General features: G+C 41.2%; 15 protein-coding genes. 2 read left to right on the top strand and 13 right to left on the bottom strand.

Features of this window, described 5'->3' with window-relative positions; translation table 11 throughout:
- Positions 1-103: 103 nt before the first annotated feature.
- The 9 genes from BLO53_RS10605 to BLO53_RS10565 form a co-directional block, all read right to left on the bottom strand.
- Positions 104-892, bottom strand: coding sequence for a hypothetical protein (locus tag BLO53_RS10605; RefSeq protein ID WP_092061280.1), 789 nt, complete (start codon positions 890-892; stop codon positions 104-106).
- A 39-nt stretch (positions 893-931) separates the two neighbouring features.
- Positions 932-2,878 (bottom strand): RHS repeat domain-containing protein, encoded by a 1,947-nt coding sequence (locus BLO53_RS10600; RefSeq protein WP_092061277.1) that lies wholly within the window; start codon positions 2,876-2,878, stop codon positions 932-934.
- On the bottom strand, positions 2,832-6,299 hold the full coding sequence (locus tag BLO53_RS10595) for a DUF6531 domain-containing protein (RefSeq protein WP_092061275.1): 3,468 nt from the start codon (positions 6,297-6,299) through the stop codon (positions 2,832-2,834). Before BLO53_RS10595 ends, BLO53_RS10600 begins: the two co-directional genes overlap by 47 nt.
- Before the next feature lie 200 nt (positions 6,300-6,499).
- The gene (locus tag BLO53_RS10590; RefSeq protein WP_026488593.1) at positions 6,500-7,135 is read right to left on the bottom strand and encodes a cytidylate kinase-like family protein; all 636 of its coding nucleotides are present in this window, start codon (positions 7,133-7,135) and stop codon (positions 6,500-6,502) included.
- Positions 7,136-7,264: 129 nt separating this feature from the next.
- Complete coding sequence (locus BLO53_RS10585; protein WP_092061273.1) at positions 7,265-7,978, bottom strand: ABC transporter ATP-binding protein; 714 nt, start codon at positions 7,976-7,978, stop codon at positions 7,265-7,267.
- Positions 7,979-7,998: 20 nt separating this feature from the next.
- Entirely contained in the window at positions 7,999-8,757 is a 759-nt protein-coding gene (locus tag BLO53_RS10580; protein ID WP_092061271.1) for an ABC transporter ATP-binding protein, read from the bottom strand.
- A 116-nt stretch (positions 8,758-8,873) separates the two neighbouring features.
- Complete coding sequence (locus BLO53_RS10575) at positions 8,874-9,959, bottom strand: branched-chain amino acid ABC transporter permease (protein ID WP_242875360.1); 1,086 nt, start codon at positions 9,957-9,959, stop codon at positions 8,874-8,876.
- Positions 9,960-10,164: 205 nt separating this feature from the next.
- Positions 10,165-11,052, bottom strand: a complete 888-nt coding sequence (locus tag BLO53_RS10570) for a branched-chain amino acid ABC transporter permease (protein WP_026488589.1) — start codon at positions 11,050-11,052, stop codon at positions 10,165-10,167.
- A 928-nt stretch (positions 11,053-11,980) separates the two neighbouring features.
- Positions 11,981-13,180 (bottom strand): ABC transporter substrate-binding protein, encoded by a 1,200-nt coding sequence (locus BLO53_RS10565; RefSeq protein ID WP_092061269.1) that lies wholly within the window; start codon positions 13,178-13,180, stop codon positions 11,981-11,983.
- 432 nt (positions 13,181-13,612) lie between these two features.
- On the opposite strand from BLO53_RS10565, the gene BLO53_RS10560 reads away from it, so the two are divergent.
- Entirely contained in the window at positions 13,613-14,122 is a 510-nt protein-coding gene (locus BLO53_RS10560) for a hypothetical protein (protein WP_092061267.1), read from the top strand.
- A gap of 162 nt (positions 14,123-14,284) precedes the next feature.
- Here BLO53_RS10560 and BLO53_RS10555 read toward each other — a convergent pair whose 3' ends face one another.
- A complete protein-coding gene (locus tag BLO53_RS10555; protein WP_026488586.1) occupies positions 14,285-14,560 on the bottom strand; it encodes a hypothetical protein in 276 nt (91 codons plus the stop codon).
- A gap of 310 nt (positions 14,561-14,870) precedes the next feature.
- Here BLO53_RS10555 and BLO53_RS10550 point away from each other — a divergent pair, with 310 nt between their 5' ends.
- Positions 14,871-15,227, top strand: coding sequence for a hypothetical protein (locus BLO53_RS10550; RefSeq protein WP_092061265.1), 357 nt, complete (start codon positions 14,871-14,873; stop codon positions 15,225-15,227).
- A gap of 83 nt (positions 15,228-15,310) precedes the next feature.
- Here BLO53_RS10550 and BLO53_RS10545 read toward each other — a convergent pair whose 3' ends face one another.
- The 3 genes from BLO53_RS10545 to BLO53_RS10535 form a co-directional block, all read right to left on the bottom strand.
- Positions 15,311-16,594 carry a chloride channel protein gene (locus tag BLO53_RS10545; RefSeq protein ID WP_092061263.1) on the bottom strand — a complete coding sequence of 428 codons (1,284 nt, stop codon included), beginning with the start codon at positions 16,592-16,594 and terminating at the stop codon, positions 15,311-15,313.
- A 310-nt stretch (positions 16,595-16,904) separates the two neighbouring features.
- Entirely contained in the window at positions 16,905-18,410 is a 1,506-nt protein-coding gene (locus tag BLO53_RS10540) for an alpha-N-arabinofuranosidase (protein WP_092061261.1), read from the bottom strand.
- Positions 18,411-18,529: 119 nt separating this feature from the next.
- On the bottom strand, positions 18,530-20,173 hold the full coding sequence (locus BLO53_RS10535; RefSeq protein WP_092061255.1) for a spermidine synthase: 1,644 nt from the start codon (positions 20,171-20,173) through the stop codon (positions 18,530-18,532).
- Between the last annotated feature and the right edge of the window lie 114 nt (positions 20,174-20,287).

Raw genomic sequence — 20,287 nt, 5'->3', positions numbered from 1 at the left:
ATACTATCCCGCTTTCTTTGCGTATATATTTAAAGCCTTTTCCTCTAGAGTCTTAGCTAAGGTTTCTTTGATTTTCCTGGTCTTATTCATACTTTGTAAATCTTTACTTTCTATACTTTACTGCCATTCTAGTCATTCCCCAAACTGTTCCATCTATTTCTCTTTTACCATCAAAATGATAATCTAGCCAAGCTTGAACAACTGTAAAAATTGGCATTACATTCAACACACTTTCAGCTAGTATAATTTCAACCCTATATCCATCACAATCAAGATATCCTTTACCCTGATATTCCAATATTATTTTTGTCAAAATAGCAGCCATTCCAAGCAAGAATTCATTCACTTCTTCTTGTTTTTCAACGGTATCCTCTGCTTCACGATTATCAAATAAAATATCGTCTATATGAACTAATTTTTCTTCAGGTGTTCCAGTATCTAAAATATGATACTTTTTATCATACTTCTCAGCCAATTCCTCCCAATGTAGCTTGAAATACGCCTTCCTTTCTAGAGTTTCAAAAGAATCAGGCTTTTCTGTTTTCATATCCTCTAGCAAATCAAATCCATAATTCTTGATAAAAGAAGCAAAGAAATTCAAAACCTCGATGAATTCTTCATCTGTTTCCGCTAGCCAATATTCTTTATCTTTGTATTCCGCAAGAACACTCCCTATTTCTTTCACGCCATTTCCTCTTGCCGATGTCCAAAGAATTATCTTGTACTCTTTTTCAAATACTGTATGTTGTTGTATAAGGATATTTTGAATCACATCTCCTACCTTTCGTTCAAATACCCATGCGGTGCCATTTTCTTTGCCAAGATAACAAAAACCTTTGTCAATTATGTCATTTCCCATTATTTCTTTTATTTTTTTTGTTCTATTTAACATATACATTTTTTCCTTTCAGAGTCTTTGCACTATTGAGTTTTATTCTCCACAACCAGTTAATGCATATATTATTTTCCAGCTTCCATCGATAATCCATGCTGTTCCTTTTAAAAAAAATCTTATTGCCAATATATCATTAACTATTCCTTCCCCAGTTTCGTCATCTAAAAACACCAATGGCATCATATTATAATCCTGCAAGCCCCACGATATTTCTTGAACGCCTAACAGGAAACTTATAGTTCTTAGATACACCTGAGTTTCTTTTTTTGATGGTGCTTTAACAAATGATTTATGAGGCACCGGTTTTTTCTCTGGTTCTCTTTTTATTGTATTTATTTCATAATATATCATTCCATCGCCATAAGAATAATAAGACAAATCAATAACATAATTTCCAACTTCAGTCACGAGTTCTCTATTAATTATTATCTTGTTTCCTTCAATAGCTCTCTCGCTACGCTGTGTCTGCCCGTACTTACCTATTCTTCCTCCAGTAGAAATTGTAGAATTAATCGCAAAAACATAACCTGCCAGTTGTTTTTGCCCACTAGTTAATTCATCATCCTGTATTTTTTCAAGATCATTCGAAATCGGTTTAATTTCATAAACACTGTAAACACCGTTCTTTTTCATAACCACATCAGCAAATCCATTTCCAGAAGAAGTTCTATCTTTTCCTCCACCTTTTATGTAAACATTTGATCTCACATCATATCCATCTTTCGCATATCTTTTCATATCAGCTTCTATAGCTAAATGCGCATATATCCCTTCAAGCCACGCAGGCATATTTCCATCAAGATCAATAAACAGCAATGGATTTCCCAGACAATATCCGTATCGATTCATTGTAAGCGGGCTATCCATAAATTCCTTAACAATATCTTCAGATTGGAATCTTCCGGCATTTGAATCATAGTATCTGGCCTGAGCAAAATGCAGGCCTGATACTTCGTCTTCCTGATAACCGGTAAAAGCAAATGGCTGAATAATATTGCCTGCTTTGCTATATCTTGTTTTCTTTACTTTTCCTGTAAGAGGATCAATGTCACGTCCAAAATCATCAAAAGCATAAGATGACGCCACATAGCCATCTGTCCCTGTCAGGTACATCGGTGAACCAATTTCATCCTGAAGATAGTAGTAGTTCGAACCGCCTTTTGACATCGATATTACATTATCGTCATAGACAAAGCTCTCTGTTTCACCATTTATAGTACGTTCAAGAAGGTTATAGTAATCCCTTGAGAGGTCGCACAGATACTCTATTTTCTCTTCGGGCCGGATTGTTGCAACTCTAAAACCAAGACCATTGTAGTGATTTTCAAGTTCCCCTTTTGTCTTGTCCGTCACTTTAGTAAGCATGTTTGTTGCATCATAGGTATATGTTTTACTTAAGAATCCATCTACGAATTCTCTCGTTTGATTGCCACGTCCATCATAATCGTAATTCTTAAGTACAGAGGTATTATTACAAATCTCTTTTACCTGAGATAGTCTATCAAGGACATCGTAGCTATAATCCGTCCTGCTAATTCCATCAGAAAGGCTCTTTCTGTTTCCAAATGCATCATAGGTATAAGAAGACCTTGGCTTACCATTTAAGCTTGAACTTATGAGTCTTCCCAAAGAATCATATTGGTACTCATACTGTCCTGAAACAGCATTAAGATCTCGCCTTTCTCTGTTTATCTTAGATATCTGACCACCATCATAAGAATACAGATATTTATCAAGCCTGCCCTTTTTGTCAGAACTTACCATACTCTCAAGGTATCCACCTGGAAAATACGAATACGCCTGGGTTACACCATTTGGAAATGCCTTTGAAGTAAGCCTTCCAATGGTATCGTATGTATACTTTGTATCGCTTCCATTCGCAGATATACTTGAGAGAAAGTTTCTATCATCATAAGTGTATACAGCCTCTTTGCCATCAGGATAAACAAGTTTTGTCTTTTTCGCCAGTTTTACCATATTCATAGGATACTTCCCTATTCAGGTAATCCGAGACCTTAATGGCGCGTCCTAAGGCATCATTCTGTATTCTTGTCTTTCCAAGCCAGTCGTTTATTTCAACAAGTTTTCCAAGAGCATCGTAAGAAAAGGCAACTTCCTTACCATCTGAATATCCCACTCTGACAACGTTACCCAAATTGTCATGCTCATAGCTCGTTGTATACTTATCCCTATCCGTCTTTGCCTTTATTCTTCCATACTGGTCATACTCATAGGTTTCAACCTGGCCCAGAGCATCAGTCATTTTGGTCAGCTGTCCGGCAAGGTTGTATGAATATAGCGTTACATGGCCATCTTTTCCTACTGTAGGGAAAGACTTTCCTTCTCTTTCATCATCGCTGATGAGACCCTCTACCCTGTGGATGCTCTGAAGATTATCCAAAGAGTCGTAAGTATAGGCTGTTTCATTGCCCATAGCATCGACTACACTTTTAAGGCGGCCTGTTCTTGTGTAGGTGTAAAGAGTTGTGCTAATGCCATCAACAAGCTTTGTTACGCGACTTAACGAATCGTACTCGTAAGATATTTTGCGGCCATCGGTTGCCTCTACCATTGCTATTCTGCCAAGGACATCATAGGTGTAAATTATTGTATATCCATCAGCAAATAATCTCTTTGAGACGCGACCTGCATTATCGTAGAACAGCTCCTGCTCTTTTATCCCGCAGAAACTGATAGCCTTTAGCTTGCCGGCTAATGTATATTCAAATTTTCTTACTCTGCCTGCCGGGTCAGTGATGCTCTCAATATCTCCAAGCTTTGTATAGCTATAGCTGGTTTCATTGCCAAGAGCATCTGTTTCTTTTATGAGTCTTCCTAAAAGGTCATAGTCTCTTGAGGCTCTGTTTCCTAGGGCATCGATAACTACAGTTACCTGGCCATGCTCATCATATTCGAAAGATGTAACATTTCCCTGAGCATCTGTCTCTTTTATCACATGGTTCAAGGCATCATATTCATAGCTCTTTACCCTTATATCTCCAATATCCTCTGTCAGCACATTGCCATTAGGATCATAGGTGTAGCCCGCGCTTCTACCCTCAGGGTCTGTGATTTTACTGAGGCGCATCAAGGGGTCATACTCATAATGTATCTTTCCGCCATTTGGAAGAGTGACTTCTTCCTGCTTACCCATAGAGTTGTAGGCGATTTCTGTTACTCGGCCCTCCTCATCTGTTACCTTGCAGACACGTCCCATTACATCTATGTCATACTTCTTTTCAGAGCCATCTGTCTCTTTTTCCCATATCACCTTACCAGTGCTGTCATAGGCATACTCTCTGGTGAGGCCAAGAGCATCAGTAGTCCTGATGATTCTGTCTGCATTGTCGTACTCAAAGGTTGTCCGCATTCCATCTGCAGAAATTGTAGCTGTTACTCTGTTGAGTTCATCATACTCGTAGGTGGTAACTACGCCATCATGGTCTGTGACTTTGGTAACATTTCCTCTTTCATCATATTCATAATGAGTCTCAGCGCCATTTGAAGCCTTTATACTGCTGATATTCCCGTCGCTATAATAAAATCTGTTGGCTTCTCCGAGAGGATTGCTATACTGATACAGCCTTCCAAATACATCATAAGAGTATCTGTATTCTTCTCCCTTGGGGCCTTTTACTGCCATGGGCTTTCCGCTTGCATTGTAGGTTATGGATGTCTTATTGCCCAGCGCATCAACTACTTTTGTAAGATGTCCTCTTCTGTCATAGGCAAAATGAGTGGTGTAACCTCTTTTGTCAGTAGCACTTATTTTCTGGTTTCTGAGGTTATACGTAAATTTTTCTTCGCCATCATAGTATCTAGTGCCGGTATGGCGCTCCAGTTCATCATGAGAATAAACTACCCTGTTGCCGTTCTGCTCAGTTGCCGTGACTTCTCTTTTATCATCATCATATTCGTAGGTCATCTCTGAACTATCTGGAAAACTCTGATATCTGATACGGCCCTGGTCATCATATTCATTTGAAATTGCAGTGATGCCCTTTGGATTTATAACATTACTTATCCTGCCATCTTGGGAATAGACATACTTTCTGATTGCTCCCAAGGAGTCGCAGACTTCTACAAGCTCTTTGTTTTCATAGGTATAAGAAACAGATCTTCCTGCATGGTCGGTCACATTTTTAATAAGTCCAGTATTATCGCCATCATCATAGTAAGAAAAAGTCAGGCTATTGTCATTTCTGGCAGCAACCTTAGTAAGTCTGTCCTCTGTATAATAAAGACAGGTATGCTCTCCGTGTACATCACCGAGCGCGATAAGCCTTCCAGCCTTGTCAAATTTTTCGTATCTGCCATCGTCCTGTCTTATAACATATCCAGCATTAAACGCAAGTTTTTCAAGTATTCCAGGTTCACCATGCTCTTCAAGATAGTAGTCACCTCTTTTGACAAAAGAGCCTTCACTTCCGTCACCATGCACTACCTGGATATTCTCATCGTCCTCGTTTTCATTGACCCTTACTTCAAAGCTGTGAGTCCAGCCTCTGCCAAGAGGGCCTGTTTTTTCTGAAACTGCATTATAAAAGCGCTTGAATTCCAGTCTATACCTGCCTCCAAGCTTTATATCAACACGTTCATTTATGTAATTGCCGTTACAAAGATTTACAGGGTCATATTTGCATATAGAACTGCTTTTAACTGACCCGAGAAGATAAGTATGCATGCCTTTTAGGTAATTCATGTACTTGGCTGTAGCGACCTTGGCACTATTGCAGGCAGCAAGGAAAATCTCGTATATTCCAAAGGAAGGCTTGAACACCTCCATTTTCTCAAGTGCAAGATTAGTTCTACTGATCCTGTTTTCTATTTCTTTTACCCGGTCAGCAAAATTCTGGGATTTAGCGTAGTTTACTTCATTTTCATCAAAACTTTTAAACTTGTCGATGCATTTTGCAAGAAAGCCATCCCCGCCTATCACATCGTCAAAGGCCTGCATTGTATCGAGAGATTTAGGTACAGTAAAATCAGCAAGGTGTCCAAACTTAGCCTCTACACTGCTTGCCTTAGTCTCAATTCTGTGGGCACTATGTTCAAAATCCTGGGAAAACTGGTGGAAATCACCTGATACAGTCTTAATAACATCCACGTCTATCCGCGCATCAGGCGCAGAGTCGACCGTACTTTTAAAAGAATCATACATGTGAACATGCATATCAAAAAGGAGCTGGTGGACTTCCAAAATATCCTCCAGCATCCCCATCTCAACTTCTGACATGTATAGCTTGGCAGCATCTGCCCCCTTACCTAGGTAAGTATCGTTAACTACAAATGACTCAAAAGAAGTGTTCAGAGATTCAGAGTATTCCCTGTATGTCTCCATGGCATCCTGCAGTGCAAGCAGGTGCTTCTCCACTTCACGTATATCAAATTTTCTTGTCCCCAATGTCTTATTCCATACCTTTTTTCAGCTATTTTATAACTAGTTTAGCATTTACCTGCTGTTGTTTAAATCATTTTTATAGCATTAAATGATGCACGGAATGCAGACTATATGCAAATCAGGCGGCTTTTATACGCATTTGTCTCTTTGTGCTATTTTCATGTAAGGTAAATATTTTGTGTTTTCTGCTTTCTTTATTCTTCTCAGTCAAACACATCTTCCCCGAATCTTACTCTTGCGTGGGCCTTGATAGCCTCCACGCACTTGTCAAAGCCAAGCTTACTGGAATCGAGGCACAGATCGTAGTTCATGGCATCAGTCCAGTCCTGGCCTGTGTGATGCTTGTAATAATCAGCGCGGTATTTGTCTTCCCGGGCGCAGAACTTCTCTAGCTCTTTTCCCTTAAGAGGCTGAACCTTTCCGGCCTGCTCCATTAGGAAATCATGAGGCGCATGAACAAAGACGCTAAGGACATTGTCGTAGTCCTTTAGGACGAAGTCCGCAGCTCTGCCCACGATCACGCAGGGTTCTGTCTCTGCAAGACGCTTAATGCACCTTGCCTGCAGGTTAAAGAGATTATCAGGCGATGTAAAGTCTGGGCTTTCCGGACCGATGATCTCGGAATTATAGACATGAACAGGGGTGCGCAAGAAGCCCTTATTCCTGAATCTTTCATCAGTATCAAGGAAAAGAGATTCTGCAATGCCGCTCTCCTCTGAAGCCAACTTAGTCAGCTCTTTATCGTAATAATGAATTCCAAGTTGTTCTGCCAGGCGGATTCCAACGGTACGTCCACCGCTTCCATACTGGCGTGCAATTGTGATGGTGATTTTTTTCATGTGTGTATACCTCTCGTGTAATACCTCGGCAAATGCTCTACTCCTGGGACTCTCACTAAGTTCGATATGACCTCACTAAGTGTTCGCCCAAGGTTCGCACTAGCCTCGTGTAATACCTCGGCAAGTGCTCTACTCTCCAAGGTAAGCCTTCTTTATTGCCTCATCATTTAAAAGTTCGCTAGCCGGGCCCTCTTTTACGATAGCCCCAGTTTCAAGGACATAAGCTCTGTTTGCGATGGACAGGGCTTTCTTGGCATTCTGCTCAACTAAAAGCACCGTAACTCCGTCCTTGTTGACGTCCTGAATGATCTGGAAAATCTCATTTACAAAAATTGGTGAAAGACCCATGGATGGCTCATCCATCAGTATGATATCCGGATGTGACATAAGGGCTCTTCCCATGGCCAGCATCTGCTGCTCACCGCCTGAAAGCGTTCCTGCCAGCTGGCTTTTGCGCTCCTCAAGCCTTGGAAATCTCTTGTAGATTTTCTGAAGGGTCTCCTCCATCTCCGCCCTATCGCTTCTAGTGTAAGCGCCCATCTTCAGGTTTTGAAGCACGGTCATCTCAGCAAACACGCGCCTTCCCTCAGGAACATGGGCCATTCCCAGGCTCACAATCTTGTGATTTGGGATCTTTGCAAGGTTCTGCCCCTTGTAAGCTACTAATCCCTTGTCTGCCTTGAGAAGCCCCGAGAGCGTATGAAGCGTTGTGGTCTTGCCAGCGCCGTTAGCACCTATAAGGGCCACCACTTCTCCTTTGTCTACGTGAAAAGAAATACCTTTAAGCGCCTGGATCACGCCATAATATACACTTAAATCTTTAACTTCTAGAATTGGTTCCATAATAATTTGTCCTTTTTATTCTACTCCCCTAAATAAGCCTTGATTACATCTGGGTGAGCGAGCACTTCTTTGGTTTCGCCCTGGCACAATACGCGGCCGAAGTTAAGAACTGTGAGTTTCTCGCAGATTCCGGAAACGAGCTTCATGTCGTGTTCAATAAGAAGAATTGTCATATCAAAATCTCTTCGAACAAGGGCTATGGTCTCCATTAGCTCTTTTGTCTCGTTAGGATTCATGCCTGCTGCCGGCTCATCAAGTAGGAGGAGCTTAGGATTTGTAGCCATGGCTCTCGCAATCTCAAGCTTACGCTGTTTGCCGTAAGGAAGATTGGAAGCCAGCAGGTCTTTTTCCTTATCAAGGTCAAAAACCGCCAAAAGACGCTCTGCCTCCTTGTCCATTTCTTTTTCCACCTTGCGATACCTGCCAACATGGAGGATTCCCTCAAGAGTGCTGTATTTGTAGCGCTCCGCAAGGCCTACCTTAACGTTATCCAAAACAGACATCTGGTTAAAGAGCCTTATATTCTGGAAAGTTCTGGCTATGCCTGCGTGATTTATCTCGGTTGTTGACTTTCTCGTGATATCCTGCCCCTCAAGGCGGATAATTCCTTCATTTGGCTTGTACACTCCTGTCAGAAGATTGAAGACAGTGGTCTTTCCGGCGCCATTCGGGCCGATGAGTCCGTAAAGCTCGCCTTTTTCTATTTTCATATTGAAATCATCCACCGCGCGAAGTCCGCCAAAGGATATACATAAATTGTTTACTTCAAGAAGTGCCATAATCAAGTCCCTTCAAATATTCATCTGCCATTCTGCAGATCTGTAATATCTTTTTCACGATATTGCAATCATATATTTCTGATTGATCTGGTTCATTTACGACAAACCCAATTACTTCAAGCCTTCATACCAGGAAGTTTCCTGACTCCGAAAGTTCTTTTTCTCCAGTCGATAACCTTGGGTGACCAGGTGTAGATCATCATTACGATCAAAACTATAGAATATATCAGCATTCTGTAGGTGCTAAGTCCGCGGAGCAACTCAGGAAGCAGGTACAATATGCATGCAGCTATCACACTTCCTCTGATATTGCCGATTCCGCCCAGCACCACGTACACCAGGATCATGATTGACGCATTAAAGCCGAAGTACTGGCTTGTTGCGGTTAGCGTTGTGATATTATGGGAAAAGAGAACGCCTGCTGCCCCCGCAATCGCTGCAGAAATCACGAATGCCATCATCTTGTACTTGGTAACCTTGATTCCTGTTGCCTCCGCAGCAATGTAGTTGTCCCTAACCGCCATAACAGCGCGGCCATCGCGAGAGTTTACGAGATTTTGTACAACAAACAGTGCCAGCAAAAGAACTATGATTCCAACTGTAAAGCTTGAATTATGCGGAGTTCCTGTGATTCCCATGGCTCCATTTACAATAACCTGCCCATCAGACTCCATTTCAAGGGCCATTGAATTCTTCATGGAAAAGTGAAGTCCATGGCTATCAACACCGATGTAGAAGGCGTTGATCACATTCTTGATGATCTCACCAAAGGCCAGAGTTACAATTGCAAGGTAGTCACCTTTTAGCCTAAGAACCGGAATTCCAATAAGAAATCCAAAAAATCCAGCAAAAGCAATTCCTACTATGAAAGCCAGCACAAATCTTGGCCCCGCCGGAAGTTTAGTTTCCATGACTTTGGAAAAAAATGCACTTGTGAAAGCTCCAATGCACATAAATCCGCAATGTCCAATGGACAGCTCTCCCAGAATACCTACGCAGAGGTTCAGCGCCACAGCGATCACTGCGTAATATGTCATAGGAACAAGAAGTCCCTTCATATGGCTTGATAAATGTCCAGTCGCTGCCAGCGCTGTAAATATCAGGTACGCAGCCACTACGATGCCGTAAGTTATGAGATTGTCCTTGGTTTTCTTGCTAAGTTTCATGCTTAATTTCCCGCTAACATTCTTGCCTGTTGTCATACTTATTCCTTCTATGTTTATATTTTGATATTATCTTGCTTCTGCCTTGTAATACCTTTTCACTTGTTTTGCTATATCTTGGAATTATCTTGCTTCTGCCACATAATACCTTTTGCTTGTTTTGCTATATCTTGGTATTATCTGGCTTCCACCGCATAATACCTTTTTACTTGTTTTCCTGCGCCTTGATATTACTCGAACAAGCTTACACTTTCTCCTGAATTTTCTTGCCCAGAATTCCTGTAGGCTTCACCAGGAGCACCACTACAAGAATTCCAAAAACAATTGCATCTGAAAGCTGTGATGAAATGTAAGTCTTACTCAAAATTTCAACAATTCCAAGAAGAAGTCCACCAATCATGGCTCCGGGAATTGATCCGATACCGCCAAGAACCGCAGCCACAAAGGCCTTGATACCTGGCATTGCGCCTGTATATGGAGAAAGAGATGGATAAGCTGAGCACAGAAGCGCACCAGCAATTGCTGCAAGAGCTGAGCCAATAGCAAATGTCAGCATGATCGTGCGGTTTACGTTAATGCCCATGAGAACTGCGGCTCCCTTGTCCTCCGCAACAGCCAACATAGCCTGGCCCTGCTTAGTTTTTTTGATAAAGAGCTGGAGAGCTATCAGCACTACGACACTTATCACGATTGCCACTATAGTAACGCCCTGAATCCTCTGCTCGCCTTCGTTGAAGGTAATGCCTTCCCACTTTATAACTGAGGTAAAAGACTTAACGTCTGCGCCAAATATAAGAAGGGCCACATTTTCAAGAAAATAGCTCACGCCGATAGCTGTAATAAGAACTGCCAGCGGTGATGCCGCGCCTCGAAGAGGCCTGTAGGCCACAAATTCAGTTGTGATTCCAAGAAGTGTACATAACACGATTGCCACCAGCACTCCCACTATTGAATTTCCAGAAAAAGTTGTGGTGACTGAAAAGATGATGTAGCATCCCACCATGATAAAATCGCCATGAGCAAAATTAAGCATCTTGGCAATTCCATAAACCATGGTATATCCCAACGCTATAATGGCATAGATGCTGCCCAGACTAAGTCCATTTATAAGATATGTAAGGAAACTACTCATGAAAATCCTCCAACAAAGATATTTGATTTGAATATACTTGCGTATACTTGAATATATTTGAATTTATATAAATAAAATTCGATTACACTTTGAATAAAACTAATTATTGACTATTACAATTTATTGATCATATTTAATTATATATTATTGACTATCCTAATTATAATAACTATTTTAACTTGTGAGAATACTATTGTTTCTCGTGGTCATGCAAAACTTGTTTTTTCTTCTATCTTGCATCAAATTGTCTTGCACAAATGATACAAAATCGCTTGTTATCTTTAATTTGCATCACTTGTCCTCTGCTCTGTGATGCATAACTTGCCTTTTCTTTTTTCTTGCATCACTTCGGCCTACTATTATCATGCAAAATTTCATTTTTCTTTATCTTGCATCAAATATCCTCCGCCTAGTGATGCATAACTTGCCTTTTCGCCTATCTTGCATCACATCAGCCCACTATTGTCATGCAAAACCTCATTTTTCTTTATCTTGCATCAAATATTCTCTGCCTAGTGATGCATAACTTGCCTTTTCTTTTTTCTTGCATCACATCTGCCTACTATTATCATGCAAAACTTCATTTTTCTTTATCTTGCATCAAATATTCTCTGCCCAGTGATGCATAACTTGCCTTTTCTTTTTTCTTGCATCACACCAACCCACTATTGTCATGCATAACCTCATTTTTCTTTATCTTGCATCACTTGTCCTCTGCCTAGTGATGCATAACTTGCCTTTTCGCCTATCTTGCATCACATCAGCCCACTATTGTCATGCAAAACCTCATTTTTCTTTATCTTGCATCACTTGTCCTCTGTCCAGTGATGCATAGGAATTTCGGAGAAATTTCCTATATCATAAAAAAGCGAAGGGCGCCTGTGACAACACCCTTCGCCGGATCAAGCGTCTATTCTAATTTACTGTTTTACTGTGCTGAAACGTAAGTGCCGTTCTTGATAACAACAGCTCTTGGCTCCTTGTTAGGCTCGCCGCTAGCATCCCAGGTCATCTTGGATGAAGTAACTCCGGCTACCTCAATCTCAGTCATAGCGCCCTTTATAGCTTCGCAGATATCTGAAACACTCATATCTGGAGTAACGTTCTTTTTCTCAATTGCATTCTTGATGATGTAAACTGCATCGTAAGCATCGGCTGCGAACTGGTTTGGAACCTCACCATATTTCTCTTTATACTTGCTTACAAAGTTAACAGTAAGATCATCTGTAGCATCTGCTGCGAAAGGTGTAAGAAGCATTACGCCTTCTGCAAGAGAAACATCAAAGTTAGCAACTGTAAGAATTCCATCAAGACCATCAACACCAAAGAATATTGGTGAATAGCCCATTGTGTTGGCCTGTGTCAGGATAAGAGCTGCGCTCTTGTAATAGATAGGAAGGAAAACAAGGTCAGCGCCTGCATCCTTGGCCTTCTGAAGCTGAACTGAAAAGTCTGTTGCACTGTCAGATGTGAAAGCCTCTGCAGAAACAATCTCGTAGTTCTTGCCCTCTGACTCCTGAACGAATTTCTGATAAATTCCATCTGAATAGATATCTGAGCTATCGTAGATGATACCTACCTTCTTGGCAAGGTTGTTATCTGAAATATACTGAGCAGAAGCGATTCCCTGGTTAGGGTCTGAGAAGCATACTCTGAAAGCGTTGTCATATTTTACACAGTCAACAGCAGATCCAGAAGGTGTGAGCTGGAACATGTTGTCAGCCTTGGTGTTCTCTGAAACTGCGATTGAGCATCCACTTGTGGTTGATCCAACAAGGATCTGCATTCCCCAGTCCTTAAGAGCATTGTAGGCGTTGACTGACTTCTCTGCGTTAGTCTCGTCGTCCTCTTTCTTGTACTCTACCTTATATCCGTTGATACCGCCAGCAGCGTTGATCTCTTCTACTGCAAGTTCTGCTGCGTTGCAGACTGCATTACCATAAGCTGCGTTATCTCCTGTAAGAGGTCCAATAGCACCAATCTTGAAAACAGCCTCTGCGCTGCCCTCTGTCTGGGTTCCAGAGCTCTCTGTCTGAGTGCTGCTAGCTGCGTCTGTGCATCCTGCCAGCATTGCAAGTGCCATCATGAAAGCTGATGCTGTACTGATTACTTTACTAAACTTCTTCATAATTGTGTTCCTCCTCGAATTTATTGTATGGATATATGATCAGAATCCCGCACCTGACGCGGTTTCTGAAGAATCAATGATAAGGCAAAAGAACTATATAACATCACCTTATGCACGTTAGAACAAAGTTGTATATTTGTATACAATCTTATACTTTTAAAGATTAAAGCATAAAAGTAAAAAAGTCAACACGTACTATCGAAAATAAAAATATGAAAATTGCTACCGAAAAAATGACTAAAAAAAGACTGAAAAAATGACTGAAATAAAAGACTAAAAAAAGTCTGAAATAAAGACCTGGTTATAGTCGATAATCTATAAACATTTTATAAACATTTCAAATCTCAAACGTTTAAATGAATATGCGATATTTCAAAGGGTTGCTTTGGTACATTAACACTGTTAGAATTAATTCATAGGGGGATGAACATTATGCTTCAATTATCTTACTTGGGTATAGCGTTCGCGATTGTATTCTATTTTGTATTTGGAATTTGTGTGCGACTCATGGCGCTTAATGATCACACACGGAATAAGGCGCGGCTAGCTATCCTTATCACATCGTTTACGATAGTTACGATGTCTTCACTTTTTGCAGGGCTACTTAACCTGAATAGAGAGAAGTTTATTTTGGGTGTCTTTTTCATTCTGATCTCTGTGACAGTATTTATTATTCTTGCTGCAATTCTCATCGAACTCCACCATATTAAGACTAAAGTTAAAATGCGCAGATTCATGGTTCTGTTTGATATAGTAGACAGATTCATCAATGAAGGTAAGACCAGAGACGAGATTTTATCTTATCTCGTAGAAATTCAGAAACTGACGTTAAAAGAAGCCAGAGATTTCCTGGATTTTATCTCAGATCCGACAAATTATAAGTTTCTTTCAGATGTTAACGAAAAAATCCACGAAGCCCAGATCTTAGGGCGTTCCAAGTAACAAAAGCTCGCAAAGTCACTAATATGAAAACTCCCTGTAACCACCACGATTACAGGGAGTTCATATTTCTGCTTCTAATATTCTTCAATTCTATGTGTGCCTATGCATACACATCTTATCTATGTACTACTGTTCCCCAGTATAAAGGGATAACTATCATATTCACAGAAAATCCACCGATCTAAACTCATCAAACTGAGGATCTTCAACGAAATTTTTTATAAGGTTAAGAGGTGTAAGTCCAATAGCTTCATGATGGATTTGCTCCTCAATTACCATTTTTTCGTAAGAAGAGAGCGAGCAATACTCAGGATGGCATTCCTCATATTTCTCGATTAACTGATCAAATAAGTTGTACTCCGGATCTCCCCAAGCAAATACTTCGGCTGTCTTCAAATTGGGTCTGAACGGAGAATACTGCAGCTGGCTGTTTCCCATCTGTTTTTACCCCTTTCCCGTACATTGGATAACCTAAAGCCGTGTGTTATCTTGTACTTTTACAATTGAAGTTTTATAGTCAAAAGAACTTGTTAAAAGGGCAGAAAAATCCCTCTTTATTATAATATCATACTTTTTAACGAAATTTAATAATTTAATTTTGAAAGTTTATGTTTTGTTTTCCTGTGGATAATTGTATATTTGGGGCCTGTAATGTACTATATACACAGAACTTTATGGGCGTTATGAAGTTGGGAAAAGACTTCTTTCTTCCGCATATGTCCCGACAAGTTTATGAAAGGGAGATTAAATGGCAATATCTATAGGTTCTCTTGGAAACGCTTATGGCATGAGCTATGTGCAGCCTATGAACTTGGCAGTCAAGAACGAATCCGAGGTTTCAGATGCATTCGTTCAGCACGCTGCCCAGGGCGTTATTCCAAATGTTAATCCTGTTGGATATCCCAATGCACAGCTTATTGGTGATGATTCCGACAATGAAGATCCTATGAAGCTTGCTATTGGCATGGTTCAGAAATCTCAGGAAACAAGCAGAATGTACAACGAAGTGGCAAACAGATTCCAGGGCATGACAGTAGGGTACTCACAGGATCAGTCAGGATATGGATATGATACAGCCGGAAGCAGGCTGGATCTATTCGCTTAACTTTGAAAGGTAGGATGGCAATTATATAGAAGGAGCGGCACGATTATCAGTGGATATTCGATGCCGCTCCTTGATTTTTGTAATTACCTTGTCTGGCGATTTACGTACTTATTGTGGAACTTGGAATAAGCAATCTTCTGGCTGCTATAAAGGCTTGAATAGCCAGAAAAGGTGTAACTAAGGGCTACCGCCAAAAGATAATACGGCATCCCCTTAAATCCAAACAGTTCAAAGCAGATAAAAAGCGATGAGATCGGACAATTTGTAACTCCGCAAAACAGCGCTCCCATTCCGATGGCTGCGCACAGGGCCGGGTCAAATCCAAGAATCTGTGAGTACAGACACCCAAAGGTTGCTCCGATGTAGAGCGCCGGCACAATCTCGCCGCCCTTGTAACCCGCACCAAGAGTAAGGGCTGTGAATATTATCTTTAGCAGAAAGGCATAAAAAGGCGCTTCTCCTTTTATTGCCATCTCAATAACGTCGATACCTGCGCCGTTAAAGTATCTTACTCCTGACAGAAAGGTCAGTCCCGCTACAATCACACCGCCTACAAACACACGAATATAGGGATTTGGCAAAAGCTTCTTATAATTTCTTCCTGCAAATTTCAAGGTCTGGCAAAAGATAACGCTGACAACCGCGCACAGAATTCCCAGGATTCCGGTAAACACCGCATTATAAAGGCTAAACTCTGGAACTACATTCACGGTAAAAACTTCCGTTGAAACACCCAGATATCTTGAAATGCCAGTAGCTACCAGCGCTGATATTACGCAGGGAACCAGAGCTGAATAGTACATTATTCCTACGTTTTCTATTTCCATAGCCATAAAGGCCGCCGTCATCGGTGTTCCAAAAAGAGCTGAGAACGCCGCACTCATGCCACACATGGTTATGATCTTGATGTCTCCATCCTTTAGCTTAAAGAGCCGTCCAAGGTTGTAGCCAAGACTTCCTCCCATCTGAAGTGCTGCGCTTTCACGACCTGTGGATCCTCCAAAGAGATGGGTCAGTGTAGTTGAGATAAATATGAGAGGTGCCTTAGTCACAGGCAGATTGTCCCCCTCCTGGATTGACTTGATAACAAGGTTTGTCCCCTTATCCTCGTAGTCTTTGCAGAGTCTGTACAAAAAGACAATGAGAAGACCCGCAAGCGGAAGAGCTGCGATTATATAATCATGCCCTTTTCTAAATTCCATTGCCCAGCTTATTGAATAATAAAAAGCTGTTCCTGTAAGTCCCACAAGTAGTCCTGTGAGTCCTCCAAAGGACAGCCATCTTACAAGCACCCGTATTCTTCCCAGCAAATCGAGGTCAGGCATATGCTCAATAATATTATTTATCGGGTTTTCTCTTTTTTCCATGCATTCCTCTCACACTACAATAATTTCTCACGAAATACGTAGCATAGTGCGTATTTCTGCCTGGTCAGTATCTATATGTGTATCTTTTAACCAGTTGCACACCATTCATACATCCACTTACATTATACAATAACTTCTTGAACGTAATAATGAAAATACGTTCTGGAATCTATAGATTATTGAATTTCCTCAGAAAATCAGAATTCATATCGGACTAGTTGGCATATATCATAAAACTCAATAACCCCAATCCCTAAAATTTTATAGGAACTGGGGTTATCATTTATTTTTTATCTTATCAGTATCTTGATCAAATGCTAAGTGCAAGGTGGATAACGCTGCTTGCTGGAATTGTGAATTTAAGCTTGCCGTTTCCAAGGTTTTCCACAGCATCGAAGGCCTTTGCTACAACATTTTCAGGCTCCTCGAAGGTGTTGTGAAGGTGCATCTCGCCGCCAACTACCTGGCCAGAGATTTCTTTTACCTCAGTATCTGCAACTGCTGCCTCAATCTCATAACTCTCGCTGCAGGAGAGGTTTGTGATTGTCACATGGATCTTGCCGTCTGTGCCAAGTGATACAGATTCTGTCAAATTTGGAACCTTGTATTCATCCTCAAGTCCGATTTCCTGTGTCTCAATAAAGCTATCAAGAAGCTCAGCGTTCTGATGATACTTGTACATGTTGAATACATGATAAGTTGGAGTCTTGATCATCTTCTGGCCATCTGTGAGGATTACGGACTGAAGTACGTTGATCATCTGAGCAATGTTGGCCATCTTGACTCTGTCGCAGTGCTTGTTGAAGAGGTTAAGGTTAATACCTGCTACAAGAGCATCTCTGATAGTGTTCTGCTGGTAGAGGAATCCTGGGTTGGTTCCTGGTTCTACATCATACCATGTGCCCCACTCGTCGATAACCATACCAACCTTGTGATCCTTGTCATATCTATCCATGATCGCTGCATGGCCTTTAATAAGAGTCTCCATGAAAAGAGTCTTCTTAAGGGTCTTGTAATATTCTTTTTCATCGAAGTCTGTAGCACTTCCCTTGTGCTCCCATGTTCCAGGAACTGTGTAGTAGTGAAGTGAGAGTCCATCCATGAAACCGTGAAGATGAACAGGTGCCTTAAAGCAAGTCTTCATAACTTCCTCAGTCCATGTAAAGTCCTCAGCGTTAGCACCGCAGCATACCTTATTTACATGCTCATCCTGCTTGTAATCGCGAACATAGGTCTGATATCTGCGATAAAGATTAGCATACATATCAGGAAGCATATTGCCGCCGCAGCCCCAGTTCTCATTACCAACTCCAAAGTAGTCAACCTTCCATGGCTTCTCATGTCCGTTCTTCTTACGAAGGTCAGCCATTGGAGATACTCCATCAAAGGTCATGTATTCAACCCACTCTGACATCTCCTGAACTGTACCACTTCCAAGATTTCCGTTTACATAGTTCTTGCAGGAGATTTGGTCGCAAAGCTCCATAAACTCATGTGTTCCGAAGCTGTTATCCTCTACAACTCCGCCCCAGTGAGTGTTGATCATCTTCTTACGGCCTTCCTTGGGACCAATACCATCTTTCCAGTGATACTCATCTGCAAAGCATCCGCCTGGCCATCTGAGAACTGGTACCTGAAGCTCTTTAAGCGCCTCAATTACGTCCTTCCTCATGCCGTTTACATTCTCGATGCCTGCATCTTCCTTGACATAGAGCCCCTCATAGATTCCCCTTCCGAGATGCTCTGCAAAATGTCCCTGAAGCTCAGGATTGATGTGACCCTTGTGGCTCTTGGGATTAATGCTCAGTCTAAACATGTTCTCTCTCCTTTATGCGGTGTATAATTATATTTTACATTAAAGTTTAATATTTTAGTTATTGCAAAACTATTACTAGCTTACTATATTTCATGCGAATCCGCAATCAAAAAAATCATTTACAACAGCTTCAAAAGTCCCTGTATTCCCTGAGAATTGTAGATTTCCTTGTAGTAGCTGACTTCGTCCTTGATGATAAGGTCGATCTGCCTCATGCCCAGAAGCTCTACCGGGGCCTTGTCATCAGTCATGATGTGGCCTGTTCCGTTGTAGGAAATTGCTGTGTCATGGGCTCTTGTCATCATAGCCCTAAGTGTCTCATTTTCTTCAAGTTCGATATTTGTTAAAAGAGTATCCATAAAAGCGCCATTGTTTGTGGCAAAGAGCTCTTTATTGGTTGAATAGGGAACATCCACAACTACGGTGTTATCAAAGACTGATGCGATTGTGTCTGCAAGATAAGTGTTGATGGAAGGAGCATCAATGCCAGCATTTACTCCAGCATCTGCCGCAAGTTCATCACTGTAGAGATTCATGTTGACCACCATTACTCCGTCATCAGTAAGGTGATCTTTGACCATGGTAAAAAATTCTACGGAGGACATCTGGAATGGAATAGTGATGTCCTGATAAGCATCCACCATGATCACATCATACTTGCCGTCTATAGCCGCAAGATATGCTCTTCCATCGTAAGTTGTAACCTTTGTTTCATCAGGAAGTTCAAAATATTTGTGGGCAAGATCAGTTATCTTATCATCAATTTCAACTCCCTCAACTTCAACATTATCAAAATGGCGGCTAAGCTGAGTTGCGTAAGTTCCTGACCCCATGCCAAGGATCAGGACGTTTAGCTTCTGACCTTGAGACTCTTTTTCTTTTACCCCAGTCATATATGGGGCTGCCATGGCGTAGTCGTAGTACATGCCAGTTAACTGGCCGTTCTTGACAAGAATAGACTGAACGCCAAAGAGCACATTGGTGGACAGAATTACAGAATTGTCAGTTTCCTTTACCTGAAGATAATTGTAGACAGACTCTCCTTCGAAAGTCAGGTCTTTTTCCCAGAAAGCAAAGCTGGAGCTGTGGCCGAAAACTACGCAGAGAGCGAATATCAGAAGACTTGAAACCACCTTCCTTTTTCCAGAGCTAACAAAATAAAGAATTGCCAGCGCCAGGAGAATTCCAGCAAAGATAAGGAATGTAGCTGCGGTACCCACTGCAGGGATTGTGACAAAGGTCGGAACGAAGGTTCCAATGATGCTTCCGATCGTATTGAAAGCGCCGAGAGTTCCAATAATCTTGCCGTTGTCCTCAAGGGAGTCTGTAGTGTACTTGGCAAGGCTTGGTGTTACCGTTCCCAAAAGAAATAACGGAAAAACGAACACTATCATACAAGCCGCAAAGGCAGCAATAACAAGGAAGTTACTATTAACTGCAAAGATCAAAACTGCAGAAATCCCTAGAATTATGTATTTGCCAAGCACTGGAATTGCTGCGATCCAAAGAGCTGCAACAATGATCCTTCCATAAAGCCTTCCCGGATCTGGGTTTTTGTCGGCTGCCCTACCGCCATAGATGTTTCCAAGAGCCATAGCAATCATGATAGTTCCAATTATGATGGTCCACACAATCTGCGATGAACTAAAATATGGCGCAAGAAGTCTGCTGGCGCCAAGCTCTACAGCCATTACGGACATTCCTGCAAAAAACTCAGTCATGTATAAGAATAATTTGTTGTTTAAGATGGATTTGTTTTTCATGATTTTCCCCAATAATTTTTTGATATAGATATGATATAGAATTGTGAAAATACCCCTAGATCACTGACTCATCCATAATAACAATTCGAATATCATTATGAGAAGTATATCATA

The organism is Butyrivibrio sp. INlla14, from assembly GCF_900102515.1.
Taxonomy (GTDB): Bacteria; Bacillota; Clostridia; order Lachnospirales; family Lachnospiraceae; genus Butyrivibrio.
This window is presented reverse-complemented; position numbering and strand designations above follow the sequence as displayed.

What these genes read in the sequence shown, in the direction of transcription:
- BLO53_RS10605 (WP_092061280.1), bottom strand. Translation starts at nt 892, where the DNA reads ATGTTAAATAGAACAAAAAAAATAAAAGAAATAATGGGAAATGACATA.
- BLO53_RS10600 (WP_092061277.1), bottom strand. Translation starts at nt 2,878, where the DNA reads ATGAATATGGTAAAACTGGCGAAAAAGACAAAACTTGTTTATCCTGAT.
- BLO53_RS10590 (WP_026488593.1), bottom strand. Translation starts at nt 7,135, where the DNA reads ATGAAAAAAATCACCATCACAATTGCACGCCAGTATGGAAGCGGTGGA.
- BLO53_RS10585 (WP_092061273.1), bottom strand. Translation starts at nt 7,978, where the DNA reads ATGGAACCAATTCTAGAAGTTAAAGATTTAAGTGTATATTATGGCGTG.
- BLO53_RS10580 (WP_092061271.1), bottom strand. Translation starts at nt 8,757, where the DNA reads ATGGCACTTCTTGAAGTAAACAATTTATGTATATCCTTTGGCGGACTT.
- BLO53_RS10575 (WP_242875360.1), bottom strand. Translation starts at nt 9,959, where the DNA reads ATGACAACAGGCAAGAATGTTAGCGGGAAATTAAGCATGAAACTTAGC.
- BLO53_RS10570 (WP_026488589.1), bottom strand. Translation starts at nt 11,052, where the DNA reads ATGAGTAGTTTCCTTACATATCTTATAAATGGACTTAGTCTGGGCAGC.
- BLO53_RS10565 (WP_092061269.1), bottom strand. Translation starts at nt 13,180, where the DNA reads ATGAAGAAGTTTAGTAAAGTAATCAGTACAGCATCAGCTTTCATGATG.
- BLO53_RS10560 (WP_092061267.1), top strand. Translation starts at nt 13,613, where the DNA reads ATGCTTCAATTATCTTACTTGGGTATAGCGTTCGCGATTGTATTCTAT.
- BLO53_RS10555 (WP_026488586.1), bottom strand. Translation starts at nt 14,560, where the DNA reads ATGGGAAACAGCCAGCTGCAGTATTCTCCGTTCAGACCCAATTTGAAG.
- BLO53_RS10550 (WP_092061265.1), top strand. Translation starts at nt 14,871, where the DNA reads ATGGCAATATCTATAGGTTCTCTTGGAAACGCTTATGGCATGAGCTAT.
- BLO53_RS10545 (WP_092061263.1), bottom strand. Translation starts at nt 16,594, where the DNA reads ATGGAAAAAAGAGAAAACCCGATAAATAATATTATTGAGCATATGCCT.
- BLO53_RS10540 (WP_092061261.1), bottom strand. Translation starts at nt 18,410, where the DNA reads ATGTTTAGACTGAGCATTAATCCCAAGAGCCACAAGGGTCACATCAAT.
- BLO53_RS10535 (WP_092061255.1), bottom strand. Translation starts at nt 20,173, where the DNA reads ATGAAAAACAAATCCATCTTAAACAACAAATTATTCTTATACATGACT.